16 protein-coding genes are annotated in these 17,158 nt (G+C 47.3%); 15 read left to right on the top strand and 1 reads right to left on the bottom strand.

Annotated features, from left to right (window positions below; genetic code table 11):
* Positions 1-51 precede the first annotated feature (51 nt).
* From ACH59B_RS18445 to ACH59B_RS18385, 13 genes are all read left to right on the top strand, one after another.
* Positions 52-477: a hypothetical protein gene (locus ACH59B_RS18445; RefSeq protein WP_007431573.1), complete on the top strand. Its 426-nt coding sequence runs from the start codon at positions 52-54 to the stop codon at positions 475-477.
* Between the two features lie 130 nt (positions 478-607).
* Positions 608-1,057 (top strand): DnaJ domain-containing protein, encoded by a 450-nt coding sequence (locus tag ACH59B_RS18440; RefSeq protein WP_404302335.1) that lies wholly within the window; start codon positions 608-610, stop codon positions 1,055-1,057.
* 32 nt (positions 1,058-1,089) lie between these two features.
* Positions 1,090-1,638, top strand: coding sequence for an FHA domain-containing protein (locus ACH59B_RS18435; protein ID WP_404302334.1), 549 nt, complete (start codon positions 1,090-1,092; stop codon positions 1,636-1,638).
* Positions 1,639-1,702: 64 nt separating this feature from the next.
* Positions 1,703-2,230, top strand: a complete 528-nt coding sequence (locus ACH59B_RS18430) for an FHA domain-containing protein (protein ID WP_025365579.1) — start codon at positions 1,703-1,705, stop codon at positions 2,228-2,230.
* A 35-nt stretch (positions 2,231-2,265) separates the two neighbouring features.
* Positions 2,266-3,096 carry a PP2C family serine/threonine-protein phosphatase gene (locus ACH59B_RS18425; protein ID WP_025676108.1) on the top strand — a complete coding sequence of 277 codons (831 nt, stop codon included), beginning with the start codon at positions 2,266-2,268 and terminating at the stop codon, positions 3,094-3,096.
* 22 nt (positions 3,097-3,118) lie between these two features.
* The gene (locus ACH59B_RS18420; protein WP_404302331.1) at positions 3,119-4,996 is read left to right on the top strand and encodes a serine/threonine protein phosphatase; all 1,878 of its coding nucleotides are present in this window, start codon (positions 3,119-3,121) and stop codon (positions 4,994-4,996) included.
* 46 nt (positions 4,997-5,042) lie between these two features.
* Positions 5,043-6,362, top strand: coding sequence for a hypothetical protein (locus tag ACH59B_RS18415; protein WP_019688279.1), 1,320 nt, complete (start codon positions 5,043-5,045; stop codon positions 6,360-6,362).
* Entirely contained in the window at positions 6,359-7,048 is a 690-nt protein-coding gene (locus tag ACH59B_RS18410; protein WP_016818675.1) for a hypothetical protein, read from the top strand. The genes ACH59B_RS18415 and ACH59B_RS18410 overlap by 4 nt, the downstream gene beginning before the upstream one ends.
* Positions 7,049-7,079: 31 nt before the next feature.
* Positions 7,080-9,731 carry a molecular chaperone gene (locus tag ACH59B_RS18405; RefSeq protein WP_404302329.1) on the top strand — a complete coding sequence of 884 codons (2,652 nt, stop codon included), beginning with the start codon at positions 7,080-7,082 and terminating at the stop codon, positions 9,729-9,731.
* A 62-nt stretch (positions 9,732-9,793) separates the two neighbouring features.
* Positions 9,794-10,306: an RDD family protein gene (locus ACH59B_RS18400; protein WP_153794491.1), complete on the top strand. Its 513-nt coding sequence runs from the start codon at positions 9,794-9,796 to the stop codon at positions 10,304-10,306.
* Positions 10,307-10,361: 55 nt separating this feature from the next.
* Positions 10,362-10,517, top strand: coding sequence for a hypothetical protein (locus ACH59B_RS18395; RefSeq protein ID WP_162835280.1), 156 nt, complete (start codon positions 10,362-10,364; stop codon positions 10,515-10,517).
* A 17-nt stretch (positions 10,518-10,534) separates the two neighbouring features.
* Positions 10,535-11,311: a DNA and RNA helicase gene (locus tag ACH59B_RS18390; protein ID WP_153794490.1), complete on the top strand. Its 777-nt coding sequence runs from the start codon at positions 10,535-10,537 to the stop codon at positions 11,309-11,311.
* A gap of 578 nt (positions 11,312-11,889) precedes the next feature.
* Positions 11,890-12,822 carry a DUF2167 domain-containing protein gene (locus ACH59B_RS18385; protein WP_016818679.1) on the top strand — a complete coding sequence of 311 codons (933 nt, stop codon included), beginning with the start codon at positions 11,890-11,892 and terminating at the stop codon, positions 12,820-12,822.
* A 145-nt stretch (positions 12,823-12,967) separates the two neighbouring features.
* Here ACH59B_RS18385 and ACH59B_RS18380 read toward each other — a convergent pair whose 3' ends face one another.
* Positions 12,968-13,999, bottom strand: a complete 1,032-nt coding sequence (locus ACH59B_RS18380; RefSeq protein WP_029514300.1) for a PocR ligand-binding domain-containing protein — start codon at positions 13,997-13,999, stop codon at positions 12,968-12,970.
* A 189-nt stretch (positions 14,000-14,188) separates the two neighbouring features.
* On the opposite strand from ACH59B_RS18380, the gene ACH59B_RS18375 reads away from it, so the two are divergent.
* Both ACH59B_RS18375 and dhaK read left to right on the top strand, forming a co-directional pair.
* Positions 14,189-15,322 (top strand): glycerol dehydrogenase, encoded by a 1,134-nt coding sequence (locus ACH59B_RS18375; protein WP_016818681.1) that lies wholly within the window; start codon positions 14,189-14,191, stop codon positions 15,320-15,322.
* Position 15,323: 1 nt separating this feature from the next.
* A complete protein-coding gene (gene dhaK / locus ACH59B_RS18370) occupies positions 15,324-17,084 on the top strand; it encodes a dihydroxyacetone kinase subunit DhaK (RefSeq protein WP_016818682.1) in 1,761 nt (586 codons plus the stop codon).
* The last annotated feature ends 74 nt before the right edge of the window (positions 17,085-17,158 follow it).

Genomic DNA, 17,158 nt, shown 5'->3' with positions numbered 1-17,158 from the left:
AGCCCTGCTTCTTCCGCCATCATTTTACCTAATATCAAGGAGGCAACACACATGGGATTCAGATTGAAAGTAGAAGGACAAGAAACAATCGAGCTGGGCTTGGATAACATCCAAACGGTTATTTATGACACCGATACACCGGACGATTCCAATGCACGCTCCACTGACGTAGGCTCCACGCTGCGCATCAGCGGTAAAATCATCACAGCAGTAGACGGTGACAGCGCGGATGACACGCTGAAACTGGCTTTGTGGTCTCTGGTTCCTGCTGAAAAAGCAGACAGCTACCGTAAAGTAACACTGGAAGTTATCGCAGCCGATCAAGTGGTGCGTAAAATCTACTTCCCGAATGCTTTCGTTGTAGACTACAACGAGCACTTCGGCGACACAGAAGGTGTAGGCGCGTTTACACTCTACATCAAACAAAAGAAAGACAAAACCGAGTTGGCTACTATCGACGGCGGATATCCAGTTTAAGCTTAACGTCTTAACGTTAAGCGCGGCTTAAACACACACTCACCCGGCGCATACGTGAAGGGTGGATAAATATTAAGAGGCCTACGGGTCTCTTAATATTTATTTTTTTCGGAGAGGGGAACATCAGACAATGACCAACTACTATGAGCTGCTCGGTGTCAGCCGGGATGCTTCGGAGGCAGAGATTAAGCAAGCTTACCGTAAACTGGCCAAAAAGTATCATCCTGATACCAACCAGGGAAGCGAGGAAGCAACGCGCAAGTTCAAGCTGATTCACGAGGCTTACAATACCTTGCGTGACGAAGCATTGCGGCAGGCATACGATGCTGAGCTCATCCGAAAAGCTACAGGAACTAGCGGAGAACAGCAAGATAAAGCGAGAGGGGCAGCACCTTCAGGCGGTACGCGTAGGACAGCTAAAGGATTCAATCCGGCTGACATAGGCACTGATTTTGAGCAATTTTTCGGCTTTCATCCGAAAACGAAGGAGCGCTCACCAGGGAAAAAAACGAAAAAATCCGGTGATCCGACGGATACCTCAGCCATGTTCAACCAATTTTTTGGTATTCGTAAAAAGTGATGATTTCAGGATAGAAACGGGGGAAGCAAGCAGTGAAAACGGCGCAGAGCAGATGGGTTTTCATCATAGATGTTGCCATGTTCGGGCTGATGCTGGCGATCGCCTTTTATGTGTTTAATCGTACAGGCTACAGCGGTTTGAAGACTGTGGTCGCGATAGGTATTGGGATTAGCGTGCTTGTATACATACTGCGCAATCTGGTGTCCGTGGTACCTGTGCCCAAGCCAAAGGCAGAGCGTAAACGGATTACCAAGCTGGTGTTGATTGATGAAGAGGGTGAGTCCGTTAAAGAATGGTACATCGAAAGCGAAACATCATTGTTAATCGGCAAAACAACATCACGCTCTGAGGCAGATATTGATTTAGCAGGTACAGATTATGCTTCCTTGGTAAGTGTGGAGCATGCGGTACTCAACCGGGTAAACAGCGACTGGTTTGTGGAGGATGTGGATTCCGGCAACGGTACCGGGCTACGGTCTGCGAACGAAAGTGGCACCAAAAAGCTGGAAAGTGGCGAACCTTACCGAATTTACTCAGGCGATTTGATATATATTGCCAATACTAGGCTGCTCGTTAAATAGAAGAAATTGCATAACACGTAGATCGCTGTAAAGACAATCAAGACAATGGGGGAAGGAACCGACTATGAGTTTGACAAGATGCCCGAACGGACACATGTTCAGTACACGAAAGCACGGAAATACGTGTCCTTATTGTAATTCGGTAGTAAATATAGCCGCACCCAAGAGCGCGGAACCAGCAGCGAAAACAAACGTTGCGGGAGACGATGACAAAACCATGCCGTATTTAGGCGAGACGGTAGGGATTCACCCGGTAACCGGATGGCTGGTATGTATCGAAGGAGCACAGGTGGGTCAGGACTATCGCATTATGGCAGAAAAAAACTTTATCGGGCGCGCAGAGGAAATGCATGTCCGTATTATCGGAGACAACACGATTTCCCGCAGAAATCATGCGGTCATTGTGTATGATCCGAAGAAACGCAACTTTTACTTGCTGCCAGGCGATTCGTCAGGCTTGGCGTATCACAATAACGAGGCGGTATATTCACCAGTGGAGCTGGCTGCTTATGACGTGATTCAGCTCGGACGCAGCAAATTTATCTTTATTCCGCTGTGCGGCGCTCATTTCGAGTGGGATAACGAAAATTAGAACGGAAGTGGGCAATGGTGCAGGGAGGTAACGAGATGCAGCCTTATTTTGTTGTATGTGGAGCTGCGGTGCTGTTCGCTGTTCTTCTCATCATCCGTATACGACTGACGCGAAGTTCCGGCAGCCGTACCGTGAGTGGAATTGAGATTGGAAATGGTCAAACGATCGGGAGCCGGAGCGAGCAGGATGATTATTTCTCCAGTATGACCACCCCTGTGGGTACGCTGGCTGTTGTTGCAGACGGGATCAGTGGGCTGGCTAATGGACGTATGTCCAGTACCTTGGCTGTGACGACTTTTACGAAGGCATTTGCCAAGTTAGAAGATGCAACGAATTTGAACGGATATTTTGCAGAGGCTGCAACCCAAAGCAATCGCGGTATTTTGCAAAATTTGAATGGGCAGGGCGGGGGAACGACGCTCGCGGCGGTCATTGTGTGCGGCTATCAGCTGTATTACGGAGCGGTGGGCGACAGCTTGATTACAATTTACCGCAATGGTCACTTTCAGACAGTCAATTCCAAGCATACAGCGGAAACACTGCTGGAAGAACGAGTGCTTGCTGGACAAATGACCTCAGAGGAAGCTAAAACGAGTCCTGTACGCAATCAACTGGTCAACTACTTGGGTTATGAAGGCTTTGAGAGCATGGAACTGGGGAATGCACCGATTCGCCTGTATTCGGGTGATTATGTGCTGCTGTGCAGTGATGGCATTCAGGAGGCGCTGACGGAGATTGAGCAGGAAGAGATCATGCGCAAGGGCGGAACACCGCAGGAAATGGCGGATGCCATGATCGACACCATTAACGATAAAGGGTTTAAAAGTCAGGATAATGCGACAGTGCTTATTTTGGCGATAGGATGAAACAAGAAAGACGGGGGTAGCGATGCGCAAGGACAACAGCGATTTTAGTACCGCCTTTGTGTCGGAAGCGGGCTCTTATATAGATAACCGGGACTATTTTGCATTCATGGAGACGGACGACATGGCCTGTTATGTCCTCGCAGACGGTCTGGATTCGGATCAGGAGCTGCGCAGCGCAGAAATGGTAGTCAAAACGGTGCTGGAAAACTTTATGGAGAAGCCTTCCATGTCCAAGCGGCGTTTGATGAGAGATCTGCGTGAAGCGCAGGAATGGCTGCAATTTGAAAGCCGTCGTGTCCGGCTTAAGGCCAGTCTACTGATGGTAGTGACCAACTACAACAAAATGGTGTACGTTTCGTGCGGTAATGTGCGGCTATATCATTTTCGCAATGGAAGGCTTAATTTTCGCAGTAAGGATCATAGCCTGGCTCAGTCACTGGCAGATGATGGTCGTATTCCAGACGAAGCGACCAGTACACACGAGGAACGGGGGAATCTGCTGGAATACTTGGGGAATCCGAATGGGGTTCATGCCCATTACGCCAAAAAGACACAGCTTGCAGATGGAGATGTCATGCTGCTCGCTACATCTGGGATGTGGGAGGACGTTGAACTGGCAGAAATGCTGGGTGCGCTGGAGGAAGCGAAGGACCCGGGTATGCTGACGGATACGTTGGAAGAGGTCCTGCTGAGCAAACAGCGCCGGACGGTGAATAATTACACGGCTGCCGCCATTTATGTAAACAAAGTTTTCCAGGAAAAGCCTAAAAACCGTCGTAAGCTGATCAAACGGATTTTGATTGCGTTGCTCGCCTTTGTAATCGTGGGCGGAGGAGCATGGATTACACTGGCGCGTATGGCTGCGAACAAAGCGGCTGCGCTGGAAACGATGATCGAATCGGCTCAGGCTGCGGATGATTATGCAAGAGCTGGCGATTATGCAAAAGCGCTCAAATCCTACAGTGAAGCGAAAAACGCGGCAGTTAAGATTAATGATAAAATTCACAAGCGGTTGTACACGGCAGAGCAGAAAGTATCTCAATTGATGGTCGACGGAGACGGCTATGTGGAAAAGGCCGATTTTACCAAAGCTGAAGCCAGCTACGATAAAGCACGGAAAAGCGCCGGGCTATATCCACCATTTAATGTGAAGGACATTGAGCATAAAATCGACCAACTGGACAGCTATGCCGAGACGGCGAGCTGGATGAAGGACGGAGATTTAAAATTCCAGGGTGGCGATTACACAAATGCACTCAAGCTGTACAAAAAAGCAAATAAGGCTGCGATGGAATCCGGCTATACGTCCGCGCAAAAAGAGCTGGAGAAGAAGATTACAGAGACCAATGATAAATTGACAGCTATTCAGCAGCAGCTCAAGGAGATTCAAGCTGGCAAGCTTCAGGCCAAAGGGGATCGGCTGATGAAAGATCTCGATTATGAAGGGGCCATTGATGCTTATAGCGGGGCACAGGAGATTTATCAGGAGATTGATAAGCTCGAAAGTGTTCTGGCGCTGGAGCGGAGCATAGCCAAGGCGGAGGAAAAGCAGAGCGCGGAGCAGCAGAAAAATGGACAGCTTCCTGCTGGATTGGGATTGTCTGACGGAGTGTTGAACGACACAGATGCTGGAGACGCAGCGAGTGAAGCTTCATCTTCCGCTGCGGCAACCTCTGCCACAGCATCGCAAGCGAAGGCTGTGCCGACGGCTTCAGCGGGTCCTACGCCCGCGAAGAGGGAAGCCTCTCCGACTGCAAAAAGTGGTGGTACGGGGGATGGCAATGCCGCTTCGACCAAGGCGGACACCAGCAAAGAGCAAGGAACTGCTGATTCTGTTTCTAAAGCAGCCGGGGCGTCGAATTCAGAGAGTCAAGATCAGGCTGCTGCGAACGGGAAATAAGTTTTTATGTTCATTGAATGCTGGAGCCGGAAAGGAGTGAGACGTCGTGAAAGAGCTGGTACAAGATCGTTTGAGCAAGATGGACGATTTAGAGCAGAGACGTTTACTGAAAAATATGATGGCGGGGGTATTTATGAACCTCGTCGAATATCAGGAAGAAATGACCCGCCAGCTAGAACGGCGGGTATTTGAGGAAATTGAGAATACAGAAGAAAAGTTTGATGTGTATGTGTCATTGACATCGCGTGAGGACTATGACCCGATTCATGAATTTTTATATCCTGTGTTGCCCTCCGATGCAGTAGAAAAACAGGTAGACATCAGTCGTGTGGCAGAGGTGGTACGCGAAGGCGGGGAGATGCCGCTATTTACGCTTTTTCTCGAAATGGAGACCGAACAAATCTCGGCACTGGTACGCAGCAAACGAATTTTCTTAGGAATGCTGGTCACGGAAACTGCAAATTACCCGATTCGTTTTCGTCTGGAGCATAACCGATCTTATATGTTGGAGATTGAGCAGTTGTATCATACATTTATGCAAAATGGTATGCCGTGGAAAACGATTAATCATCCATACGCTTATAAATTTGTGGACTGTGTATTGATTGGTGGGGACGGCGAGCCGGCCGCTCATGAAGAAATCCATGAAATCTCGATTTCGTTGGAGGAATTCGACGTTTATAAGAAAGCCGATGTTTTTCCGCTGTGGAACATTGAAAGACTGGCTCTAAAGAACAGCGGTTTTCCTATACCAGCTATAGATCGTGTGAACTATGAGCATGTGCTGCCTTTGCGTAAAACAGGATCAGAGCATGGTTACCTGATTGACGGGACTGAAAGTGATATCCGCTATATCAAGCGGACAGAAGAGGAACTGACGATTGTCACACCACGTGATAAATCTGGCGAATGGAATGTGATGAAGGTTACGAAACCAGTTACAACCAAGCTTAGTCGTCAGACTTTTCCGGTATTGTCTAATCGGCGGCAGGACAGCTTTTTGGGTCGCTATGCAGGAAAACAGGCCGTGATTGTCCGGGCTAAAGCAGAGATCACGCGCATCGTCAATTCGTTTGAAGCGGCACAGGGGCTAGAGCTAGAGCGTGTGGACATCTGGGGAGGTGCAGGGCGAAATGATATAAGCAACCTTGTAACCAAAACTCAGACGTATCCGTTAAATCCGTTTGTCAGCGATAATGTACGGACAGAGGATGGCAAGCAGATCATGCGATTGGGGTTCAGACGTGGTTCTGAGGATGTGTTGCCAACCACACCTGCTTACATTTTATCCGATTTAATGAGCTTTCTGGTGTCGGAAGTGCAGATGTATTTTCCAGAGTACAAGTGTGAAGGAGAATGGGTGTGAATTACGTTTGGGATTTGCTCATGCGCGCAAGGAAACAGGGGCTGGATGTAGATAAATTCCGCTTCGTACCCGCTGTCAGCTATTCTCCGTATATGGAGCTTAGCTTGGCTGAGCTGAATACGTCCCATTTGGAGCAGGTAGTGGAGATTAATCCGTACTACCGCTTTTATTCTATTTTTCGGGATCTGTTTCCACCGGATGCAGCAGAGGATCTGGAGCTGAGAGAATCGCTATTTGATATTATGATGCATTTTCTGGCGGAGATCGATTTGTATCAAGGGATGAATCGGCGAGAGTACCATATCCGGTTTGTTCAGCGTGATATTGCGGATGGCATCTTTGGCCCGAAGGTAAAGGAAGCCTTTGGACAATTAAACCGTGAGGAACAGGACGCGATTGCTGAAGGTCTGCTGCGCCTGTATGAGACGGGGGAAGCCGTACATCTGCTAAAACAAACGATGCGTCGCGTCTTCCATCGCTCGATCATTTACACCAACTGTGAGGAAAAAGACGAACTACTCATATATATTGGCCAGGAGGAGACGATGCTGTCACGAATCAAAGTGGATTTGATTCTCGATTTGTTTCTTCCAGCACGGTTTACGACGGAATTGTATTGGACCAGTCATTTCGGCATTTTGGAGGAAGACCCTACGATGAAAATAGATGCTATCGCCCTCTATTAAGGCTAAATGGCTAAGAAAGGACATGTGAACGATGAACGGACCCTATACATACAGGTTGCTAGACCCGCTCACTGATCGAAAAAGCGCTCGCTTCACGACCAAATACACGCGGGCGGAATTGGAGCAAATGACGACCTTTCAGTTGCGCGGGATATGTGATAAAGAGCGACTGGTCGAGGGCTTTGCGAATCGTCTGGCACGTGAAGAATTGATTCGCGTAATCTTGCGATTTCGAAGCGCGGAGGAGCATCTACTCATTACCAGACCCAATCCTGACGGTTTTGAACGTATGCAATCGGCACTACAGCGCAACTGGAATGACCGCCCGCAGGAGAACGGCGGTATCCGGGTTCCCGCCAAAATCACGCTGTATCAGGGGGTGCGCACAGGTCGCATGGACAACTATCGGATCGAATCCGATTTGCCTTGGCTGAGCTCATCTAATGTGCTGCTGGTGAATGCGACAGGGGAATTATGTGGTGTTTTAAATTTGGTGAAGGATGAGGGACGAACAGGCGTATATTATCTTTCTCGTCACCGCGATGCTGAACTGCGAGAGACGTCCAATCATAGCTATAGCTTGCTGTTTCTGCGAAGACAGGAATCAGAATATTTTTATAACCTCTACTATGGAGATAAGCCAATGCTACCGCTGAAACTTCAGGGTCACCGAATCCCGGTGGCAGAGCTGATCATTCGGGGCACGGAAACAACCGATGCGGTACTGGCGATTGATTTTGGCACCTCGAACACCACGGCAGGTGCTTATTTGGATAGTTCCTACGTTACGGCCCCTGATACAGGGATGAGCAGCACAGTAAGGCTGGACGCTATCAATTATGTGTCATTCCCTGGTCCAGAAGGTACGGAAGGCGACTGGATCGAAGTGCTGCCGACTGCCATTCGCGTCGCGGACTGCTCCAATCCCGAGCATATCGTTTATGCATTTGGGGAGGAGGCACTACGTGGAAGTGATGTGGCAGGCAGCCGTGCCACGGTATTGCGGGGAATTAAACGTTGGGTCAATGACTATAAGCGAATCGAAGAATTAATGGATTCTGAGGGGAATACAGCAACCGCTTCCCGCAGCGATATTTTAGCGGCGTTTATCCGTTATGTGATTGCTACAGCCGAGCAGCAATTTAAGTGTCGGTTTCGCAATTTACACTTTTCTGCTCCTGTCAAGCTGCAGCCCCAGTTTATTGAGATGTTTAGCGATATTTTGCCTGATTACCGGATTGAAGCGGAGGATGCGCTGGACGAAGGGCTGGCAGTGCTGTACAACACGTTGGCAGACCAGATGGAACGAGGAACTTTTGCGGACGGTGAGGAGTATCAGGCACTTGTCATTGATTGTGGTGGGGGCACGACAGATTTGTCTTCCTGCCGCTTCCGGATTGAAGATGGGCGTATTGCCTACAAGCTGGATATTCACACAACGTATGAAAATGGGGATACCAATTTTGGCGGAAATAATCTGACGTATCGGATTATGCAGTTTATGAAAATTGTATTTGCAGGTTATTACGCTGCGGAGACGCGTTTGCCTGACACTGATATTGATGCTCTGATCGGCATTCCTTCGGGAGATTTGTACCGTCATGTGGATGAGTTTGGTGTAGATGCTGTATATGCAGGGCTGGAGGAACGGTATCGTGAGGCAGAGGCGATCTTGCCTACCGCGTTCAAACGGTATGAGCATGCTACACGGGATGAATATCAACGGGTACTGAGTAATTTTCATCTGCTGTGGAGTGCGGCAGAAAATATGAAAAAGGAATTTTTTCTACGTACGGGGATATTGCGCAGCCGCTTTGAATCCGAGCAGGTATTATCTGCTGAAAGCGACCTGAACATTGCCGTAATGGATCGTTGGCTGGTTTCGGTCATTGAGAATGGACGGTTCCGTGATGAATATGGTCTACCTGATGTAGTGTTTAATATTCGTGAAGTACAGCAGCTACTTAAGGCAGATATCTACAATATTGTGCGCAAGTTTCTGGATGATTTTTATTTGGAGGGACGCTTGCAGGATTATTCGATTATCAAGCTAACCGGGCAGTCCTGCCGGATTGACGTGTTCCGCGAAGCACTCAAGGAATTTGTACCGGGGCGCAGTATTGAGTTTCGACAAAAGGCAGAAGACCTGAGCCGAGTACCTGAGTTGAAAATGGCCTGTCTGCGCGGGGCTATCCGTTACCTGAACGCTAAAAAAATGGGAACCATTGAGCCTGTCATTACCAATCATATTCCAGCGATTCCGTATACGGTCAGCGCATGGACGCATACGGGGCGTGAGAAGGAACTGATTGCGAGCTTGGAAAGCAATCGGGTACGCGGTTCTATTTCCCGGCCGTCTCAAGCGGTTGAAGTGGAATTCTTCCTGACGGCCAACGGTGGCAAGCTGCGTCAGCGTCATGTGTACCGCAGTCGGCCAGATGCCTTTGAACCCATGCCGTATGAGGAAATCGCAGAGCTGTACGGTCGGGATATCCCGCAGGATGATACGGACTCCATTCGCAATGAGGAAACGAAGTATTTTGTTTTTGTCGGGGATAGTCGTTGGGGCTTTTACGTCGTGCCGATTACTCGCCATGATGAATTGCTGTATCTGGGTCCGAAGCGCTTTTTTGCCTTCGAAAATGATCTCTCCGAGCTGGATTTCTTTGACGGCACGAAATAATAAATTAAGGATTTTGCAAAATGCAGAAATCAGAAAAGCACACAACACATGGAGGGAATAACATGCTGTATGCAGGTTTTTGGAAACGAACTTTGGCCTATATTATTGACAGCCTTATTTTAGGATTTGTATTTATGATTATCGGACTGGTCTGGATCATCATTCAGGCCATTGGAGATTGGGTGCCATCTCCGGCAGAAACCTCTATGCTGACAGACGGGCCGACTGCTATTTTTACTATGCAATTATTAGGACAAACTTTGATGAATTTGGGGGCTTCATGGTTGTATTTTGCGATCATGGAATCGTCCAAATGCAGAGCTACGGTGGGCAAGCTGGCTCTTGGTATCGTTGTAGTAGATGAATTTAACCAAAAGCTGCGCTTTGGACGTGCGAGTGCCCGCTACTGGAGTAAAATTGTATCGAGTATCATTTTGTGGATCGGTTTTATCATGGCAGGCTTTACAGCTAGAAAACAGGCTCTTCACGATCTGATTGCACGTACCTATGTTGTGGACAAGCGCGAGCTGAATTATATACTGCGCGAGCAGGCTGGGCGCGGAGCCGGGATGTAAAGGTAGATCAATAAACTCTGAGATTAAACCTCAGTCTTCAATCGGGGGGAGCACGATGGATATACGCAGATGTATAGAAAAGAATTTTCGCCTATTTATTGGATTACTTGGAGTAAGTAAAGCTCCACCCACCACCGATGATGGAGTTATTGTTCCGCCTCCTGCGCCTGGTGTGAATCGGCTATCTGTTCCCTTAAATAAAGAAGAATAGAGAAAGGAGGAAATCCCATGTTAACGCATATCGTTCCAAAGTTTGAAAAAGGTCGCATTCTCAAAACCGAGATGCTGGAAAATCTGCGGGATTACCCCCGTAGCTTTCTGGATATCCGGTATCAGGATTATTCGGATGGTATTATTACCGGAATGAATGTGACCGTCGGGGAACATGCGCTGACCGTAGGCAGAGGCATTGTAAAGCATAAAAATAGATTATACCTGCTGGAGCAAGAGCAGGAAGTTTCATATGTGGCTACGGGGCGGCTATCGGTGTTGAAGCTGCTCTTTTTGGAACAAACCGATCGCCCGGATTTCACCGTGCATCATGCAGATATTGTGCTAGAGGCCGAGGCTGAGATCGGATTGGATGAGCTGGAGTTGGGTCGATTCAAACTCAAAGATGGAGCTGTGCTTCGCTCCAATTATCAGGATTTTGCTGATATGGCTACTGAATTCAATACATGGAGTGATATCCATGCCCCCTTTGCGGGGTTGTATCAAAGTACGTTGCGCCCAGAAACGCTGCGCTATTTTGCATCCGAGCTGCTCAAAAGCGGTACAACCGATCCGATGGATTGTATGTTTGCTATGATGTGCCTGAACCTGGAGGCTGTGGACAGAGAATCTATCCAGCATTATATTGCAAACCGAAGTGGTGCGGAATATAAGGAATATTCACATGCTCAGCTCCATAGGCAACTAGTGCTGATTTTGGAAGGAGCCGGACGGGGGAAGCGCACAACAGGCCGCTGGCAGGGCGGTGGAGCTGGACGGATGATTGTGGATTAGAACATCAGATAGAGGAGTGGAGTATGCATCCCCTCTATCTTTACTTCTATGCCCCAGTATTTGTTAAATCAATCCGGTGTAAGCCTATACATTTTTTTAAATAAAAAAGACGACATATGTATAAAAACAGGAATAAAGTCACTAAGACTATAGTCGCTTGTTTGGTGAAGTATGCATTCCTTAACCTGCTGAAATTCGACATTTTATAGGCTAGATGGATGTGCTTGAGACTAGGCTTGAGATCAACAAGATTGTCATATCAAGGAATACGTCTTTTAAGAAATTATAAGTGAGAGAGACTTGAACGGATAAGTTGCAGCGATTGCGCAATTGTGCTTGTCCATGATGAGTCTTTTTATATCGCTCATCCATACCTTGTCAAACCAGTCCGATTAGAGTAGAAAATTTGCATACATATGTATAAAAATGAGTATAAAGTCGTGGAAGCGCCCTTTGCTACGGTGAATTGACAAAATATGAAGCAGTGGCTAATATGGTTGAGGACACGGGAGATATTGGAATTTATAAAGGGGTAATGAGTTTTGAATAAGAGACTAGATAACAGATGTAACTACAAAATGAGATGGGGCCAAACGATTTTGGGAGCGCTGTTGGCGCTTAGTCTGGTGTTACTCAGTGGAGGAAATGCGTGGGCTTCATCTAGTGAACAATTAAAATGGATTGAGGGTGGCCGAAAGGTAGACCTGGGAAATGTAGCTGCGGTTGATTTAGACTCATCTCTTCTTTTTTTGGATGCGGCTAACACTGCGAAGGTAAGCGAGATGAATCACGAAAAGCCATCTGGCAAGGAAATTGGGAGTATATTTCCGAAGGATGAAAATCAAAATTGGGAAGTTGTTTTTGAATACTATGAACTTGGACATATCAAGGATGATGAAAAAGAAGACATCGATGCAGATGCCATTCTAGATAGTTATAAAGAGGGTACGGAAGAGAGTAACAAGGAAAAAGTGGAAAGTGATCGTCTGTATGTTACAGGCTGGGATGTGGAGCCTTTTTATAATGAAACTACCCATAATTTAACCTGGTCTATGCTGGCGGAGGATGGGAACAAGGAGAAGCTGATTAATTATAATGTTCGTGTGCTCACTCGTCAGGGTTATATCTCTGCCATATTAGTGTCCGATCCTGCACATTTGGACGCGGATAAGAAGTTCTTGAATGAGAAAATATTACCCAAGCTGACAGTCAAATCAGGTGAGCGATACGAAGATTTTAATGCTTCAACGGACAAAATTTCTGAATATGGCCTGACCGGACTGATTTTGGGAGGGGCCGGCTTGGCAGTAGCTAAAAAGGTAGGCTTGTTGGCATTAATCCTTGCTTTTATTAAGGGCGCGGGAGTTAAGGTGCTTGTCCTCATTGGTGCTGCTTGTGTAGGTGTGTTTGGTGTGATAGGCAAGTTTTTTGCCAAATTATTTCGCAAGAAAAAGTCAGAATCTATGCACAATGAAACGAATGCTCAGGATCAGTCAGAAACATTACAGTAGCTCTAAAGAAACACACCATAATATAATTACTAACAAAAAGGTCAGGCAGCCTGATCAGTACACACTGAAGAGGTAGCATGGGCAAGAACATTATGAACAGATGATCATGGTAATGATAGACCTATGAATCATCTGTTTTTTATATTTATCCCTTGTAATACTTTCGGTATACCGCGGGTGTTGTGCCTTCATATTTTTTGAATATTTTAATAAAATACCCTGGCTCATTAAAGCCGAGCTCACTACTGATCTGGGATACAGGGATATCTGTAGCTTCGAGCAGCTGCTTCGCCCATTTCATCTTTAAGCGGGCAAGATAGCTGGAAAAGTTCTCACCCGTTTCCTTCGCAAACAGCCGACTAAAATAACTCGGACTAATGTGACACAAGTCAGCCATGGCTTTTAGAGAGAAAGTTTCACCTTTGTGCTCATAAATATATTCAAAGGCGGGTTTGAGTACAGGATTTCCGCACGGAATATCCTCATCCCCTGAGGAGTTCAGATAGGCATCTGCTAAGAAATTATTCATTTCTTTCTTAAGGCTTTCGATATGCTTCAGCGAGTAGCCAGGAAGGATATCAGACAATTGCGGACTGGACTGTATGGCCGAAGCCTTTTCGAACATTTCCGCGAGAAGATTTTTGTTCATTGCTTCTTCAACAATATAATTACACAATAAGGATAACATGTTGGAGATCATCTGAATTTCCTGATAGGTCATCGTCGGCAGATCGGCATAGTAGTCCTTAAGTTCCTCCCATTTGGAGCTGTACAGTTTTTCATTTTTTGATGTGAGGATTTGTTCCAGCTGTAAAGCGTTCGAAGGATCGGCTAGGCGAACCTGACCTGCCATGACGGCGCCAATGTACTTATCGTCGATAATGATTGGTACCGCGATGTCAACGATGTCATAATGACAGAGATAAATATAAGGTTTGTTGGAACGCACCGCTTCAAGTCCACCACGAGAGTCACATTTCTGGCAGTAGGGAAGGAGATTCTCATCTTGGCGAACCTTCTTGCAGAACGATTGACATTGGCTGTGACTAGTTACGGGATTCCCTCTATAATCGACGGTGAGAATGGCTAATTTGGTAACGGATGCTAATGAATCCTGCAACTGCTCCCACTTTTTCAAATCAAAGATTTTCTGGATGCTCAAATGTTCACGTATCAAGATTCTCATCCCTTAATGGTAAATTATCCTGTAAGCAACAACAAAAAAGTACAATTTACATGCTTCAGTGCAAAAAAATACGATTGCAAATTATAATATATTCCTTGATTCCTCCAATGTAAAGTTCACATGGTTCGTTTATAGTTTTAATCAGAACGAAACCAACACCATTAAAGGGAGGAATTATAGATGAGAAAAGCTTTTATCAGCCCAAGCAAATATGTACAAGGTGAAAACGAATTGTTGAATTTGGGTTACTATGTGAGTACCTTTGGCAAATCTGCTTTACTGATCGCGCATCCAGCCGATGTGGAGCGGGTGAAAGATAAGCTTGATTCCACTACGGAAAAGTATAACGTAACCTTTATTGAAAGCGGTTTTATGGGTGAGTGCTCCAGACAAGAAGTGTCTAGACTCCAAGAAATCGCCACTGCGAATGGATGTGATTGCATCGTTGGTCTCGGCGGCGGCAAAGCGATTGACGCGGCGAAATGTGTGGCACAAGGGGAAGCGCTTATCATCTGTCCGACGATTGCTGCGACGGATGCGCCGACAAGTCACTCGGCCGTTCTTTATACTCCAGAAGGCGCATTCGACGATTACGCCTATTTTAAACAAAGCCCGAGTGTCGTATTAGTTGACACCACTGTAATTGCCAATGCACCAACCCGATTCCTCGTATCAGGTATGGGTGATGCACTATCGACATACTTTGAAGCCCGTGCGACCTCTCGCTCTTACTCCAGGGTCAACGCTGGACTGCCTAATGGAGTACGCGAGGGACAGTGTGCGCCAGCCGTAGGTACGAATGCGGCGTTGGCACTTGCAACGTTATGCTATGAAATGCTCTTAAAAGACGGTGCCAAAGCAAAAGCGGCATGCGATGAAAATCATGTTACACAAGCACTCGAAAATATCATTGAAACTAATATTTTACTCTCAGGTCTTGGCTTCGAAAGCGGCGGACTTGCTGCGGCCCATGCGATTCATGATGGACTTACCATTCTGGAAGGCACGCATCACTATTACCATGGAGAAAAAGTCGCGTTCGGTACGATCGCACAGCTGGTGCTCGAAAACGCACCGACGGAAGAATTACATCAGGTACTGGATTTCTGTTTAACCATCGGTTTGCCGGTCTGCTTGGCCGATATCGGTGTCGATCATATCAGCCAGGAAGAACTCATGGAAGTAGCTGCTAAAGCCTGCATTGAGGAGGAATCGATTCATGCCATGCCGTTTCCGATCACGGTAGAGCAGGTTGCAGCGGCAATTGCTGCGGCCGACCGGATCGGCAGCCAGTACAAAGCGGAGGTAAAATAGCATGAAAAAGGTCATCAACCGTACGGAAAATTTGGTTCTTGAGATGTGCAGTGGTATCGCGCTCGCGCATCCCGAGTTGGAATTTCTACCAAAATATAAAGTGCTCAAGAAAAAGGAACTGAACACGGAGAAAGTAACGCTCATCAGCGGTGGTGGCAGCGGACACGAGCCCGCTCACGCCGGCTTTGTCGGCAAGGGGATGCTCGATGCGGCGGTCTGCGGTGATGTCTTTGCCTCTCCTTCGCAAATTCAAGTGTATCAGGCCATCCGAGCAACAGCTGGGAAAAAAGGCACACTGCTGATTATCAAAAACTACAGCGGCGATATCATGAACTTTAGAAACGGCGCTCATCTGGCTGCTGAAGATGGTCTGGAAGTGGACTATGTAAAGGTTGAAGACGACATCGCTGTAGAAGACAGTCTATATACGGTCGGACGGCGCGGTGTAGCGGGCACGGTACTTGTGCATAAGATCGCGGGTGCAGCGGCAGAAGAGGGGCGTAGTTTGGCAGAAGTCAAAGCAGTGGCGGAGAAAGCCGCTGCGAATGTACGCAGTATCGGATTTGCATTGACGTCGTGCACCGTGCCGGCGAAGGGCTCGCCAACGTTTGAGCTCGGGCCTGATGAAATCGAATACGGCGTGGGCATTCACGGCGAGCCTGGAATCAGACGCGAGAAGCTGACAGATGCGGATACGCTGGCACGCAGAATGGTAACCGACCTCCTTCGAGATATGCAGATCGAAAATGGATTCAGCGGAGAAATTGCACTGCTGATCAATGGTTTTGGCGGTACGCCTCTGCAAGAACTGTATCTTTTCAATTATGCGGTCACTCGCGAACTAGCAGCGAAGGGAATCAAGATCAATCGAGCTTTTGTCAACAATTATATGACAAGTATCGATATGGCGGGCATCTCAGTTTCAATCATGAAGCTGGACGACGAACTGCAAACCTTACTTTCCCATGAAAGCAACACGCCTGCGTTCAAGGTGTCTGGACCTGCTGATCAAGTCGTGTTCACAGATCTATCAACTGTAGCAGACGAAAATCGGCAAGTATCTTTCGAGGTGGAAACTGCCCCTGCTTTTGCAGTTATTGAGGATAACAAGATTACGTTGAACAATCTGATATACCTGGTTGACAAAATGAGTGAGGTTATCATTAAGAATGAGGTGCCTTTCTGCGATCTTGATTCTCATGCAGGCGATGGCGACTTTGGCATGAGTGTTGCCAAGGGGTTCCGTCAGCTGAAACGGGAATGGAGCGACATCCTACACCAAGATTCCTTGACGATGGGAAGCTTTCTCCATTCATGCTCGCTCGTCATCATGGAATACTGCGGTGGGGCTTCGGGTCCGATCTGGGGCTCAGCATTTCGCGCGGCAGCACGATCTGCGGGTGAACGAAGCGAACTGACCATTGCCGAATTCGCAGATATGATGCAGGCTGCGGTGCAAGGCATACAATCGACAGGTGAACGTTCTTTCGGTAGAGGAGCCGTCGTGGGTGATAAAACGCTTATTGATGCATTAGTGCCATGTGCGGATAGCTGGGTAGAGAGCGCGAAATCAAATGTTGACGTGAAGGAAGCCTTTGTGCGAGGTGCTCAAGCCGCTGTCCTAGGGGCCAAAAAGACAGAAAACATCGTGGCGCGTATGGGACGTGCTGGAGCGGTCGGAGAGAGAAGCCTTGGTTATCCAGACGCGGGGGCTTATGCGCTTGGAGTGATTTTTACGGAGCTTGCTGAATGTTTGAACTAATTCGCTAATTCTTAAAAATTCAAGGTTTGTTCATTGCAATTGGGATGTATTAGGTTTATAATTTCAGACGGATT

It is taken from the genome of Paenibacillus sp. DP01 (assembly GCF_044784315.1).
Taxonomy (GTDB): domain Bacteria; phylum Bacillota; class Bacilli; order Paenibacillales; family Paenibacillaceae; genus Paenibacillus; species Paenibacillus polymyxa.
This window is presented reverse-complemented; position numbering and strand designations above follow the sequence as displayed.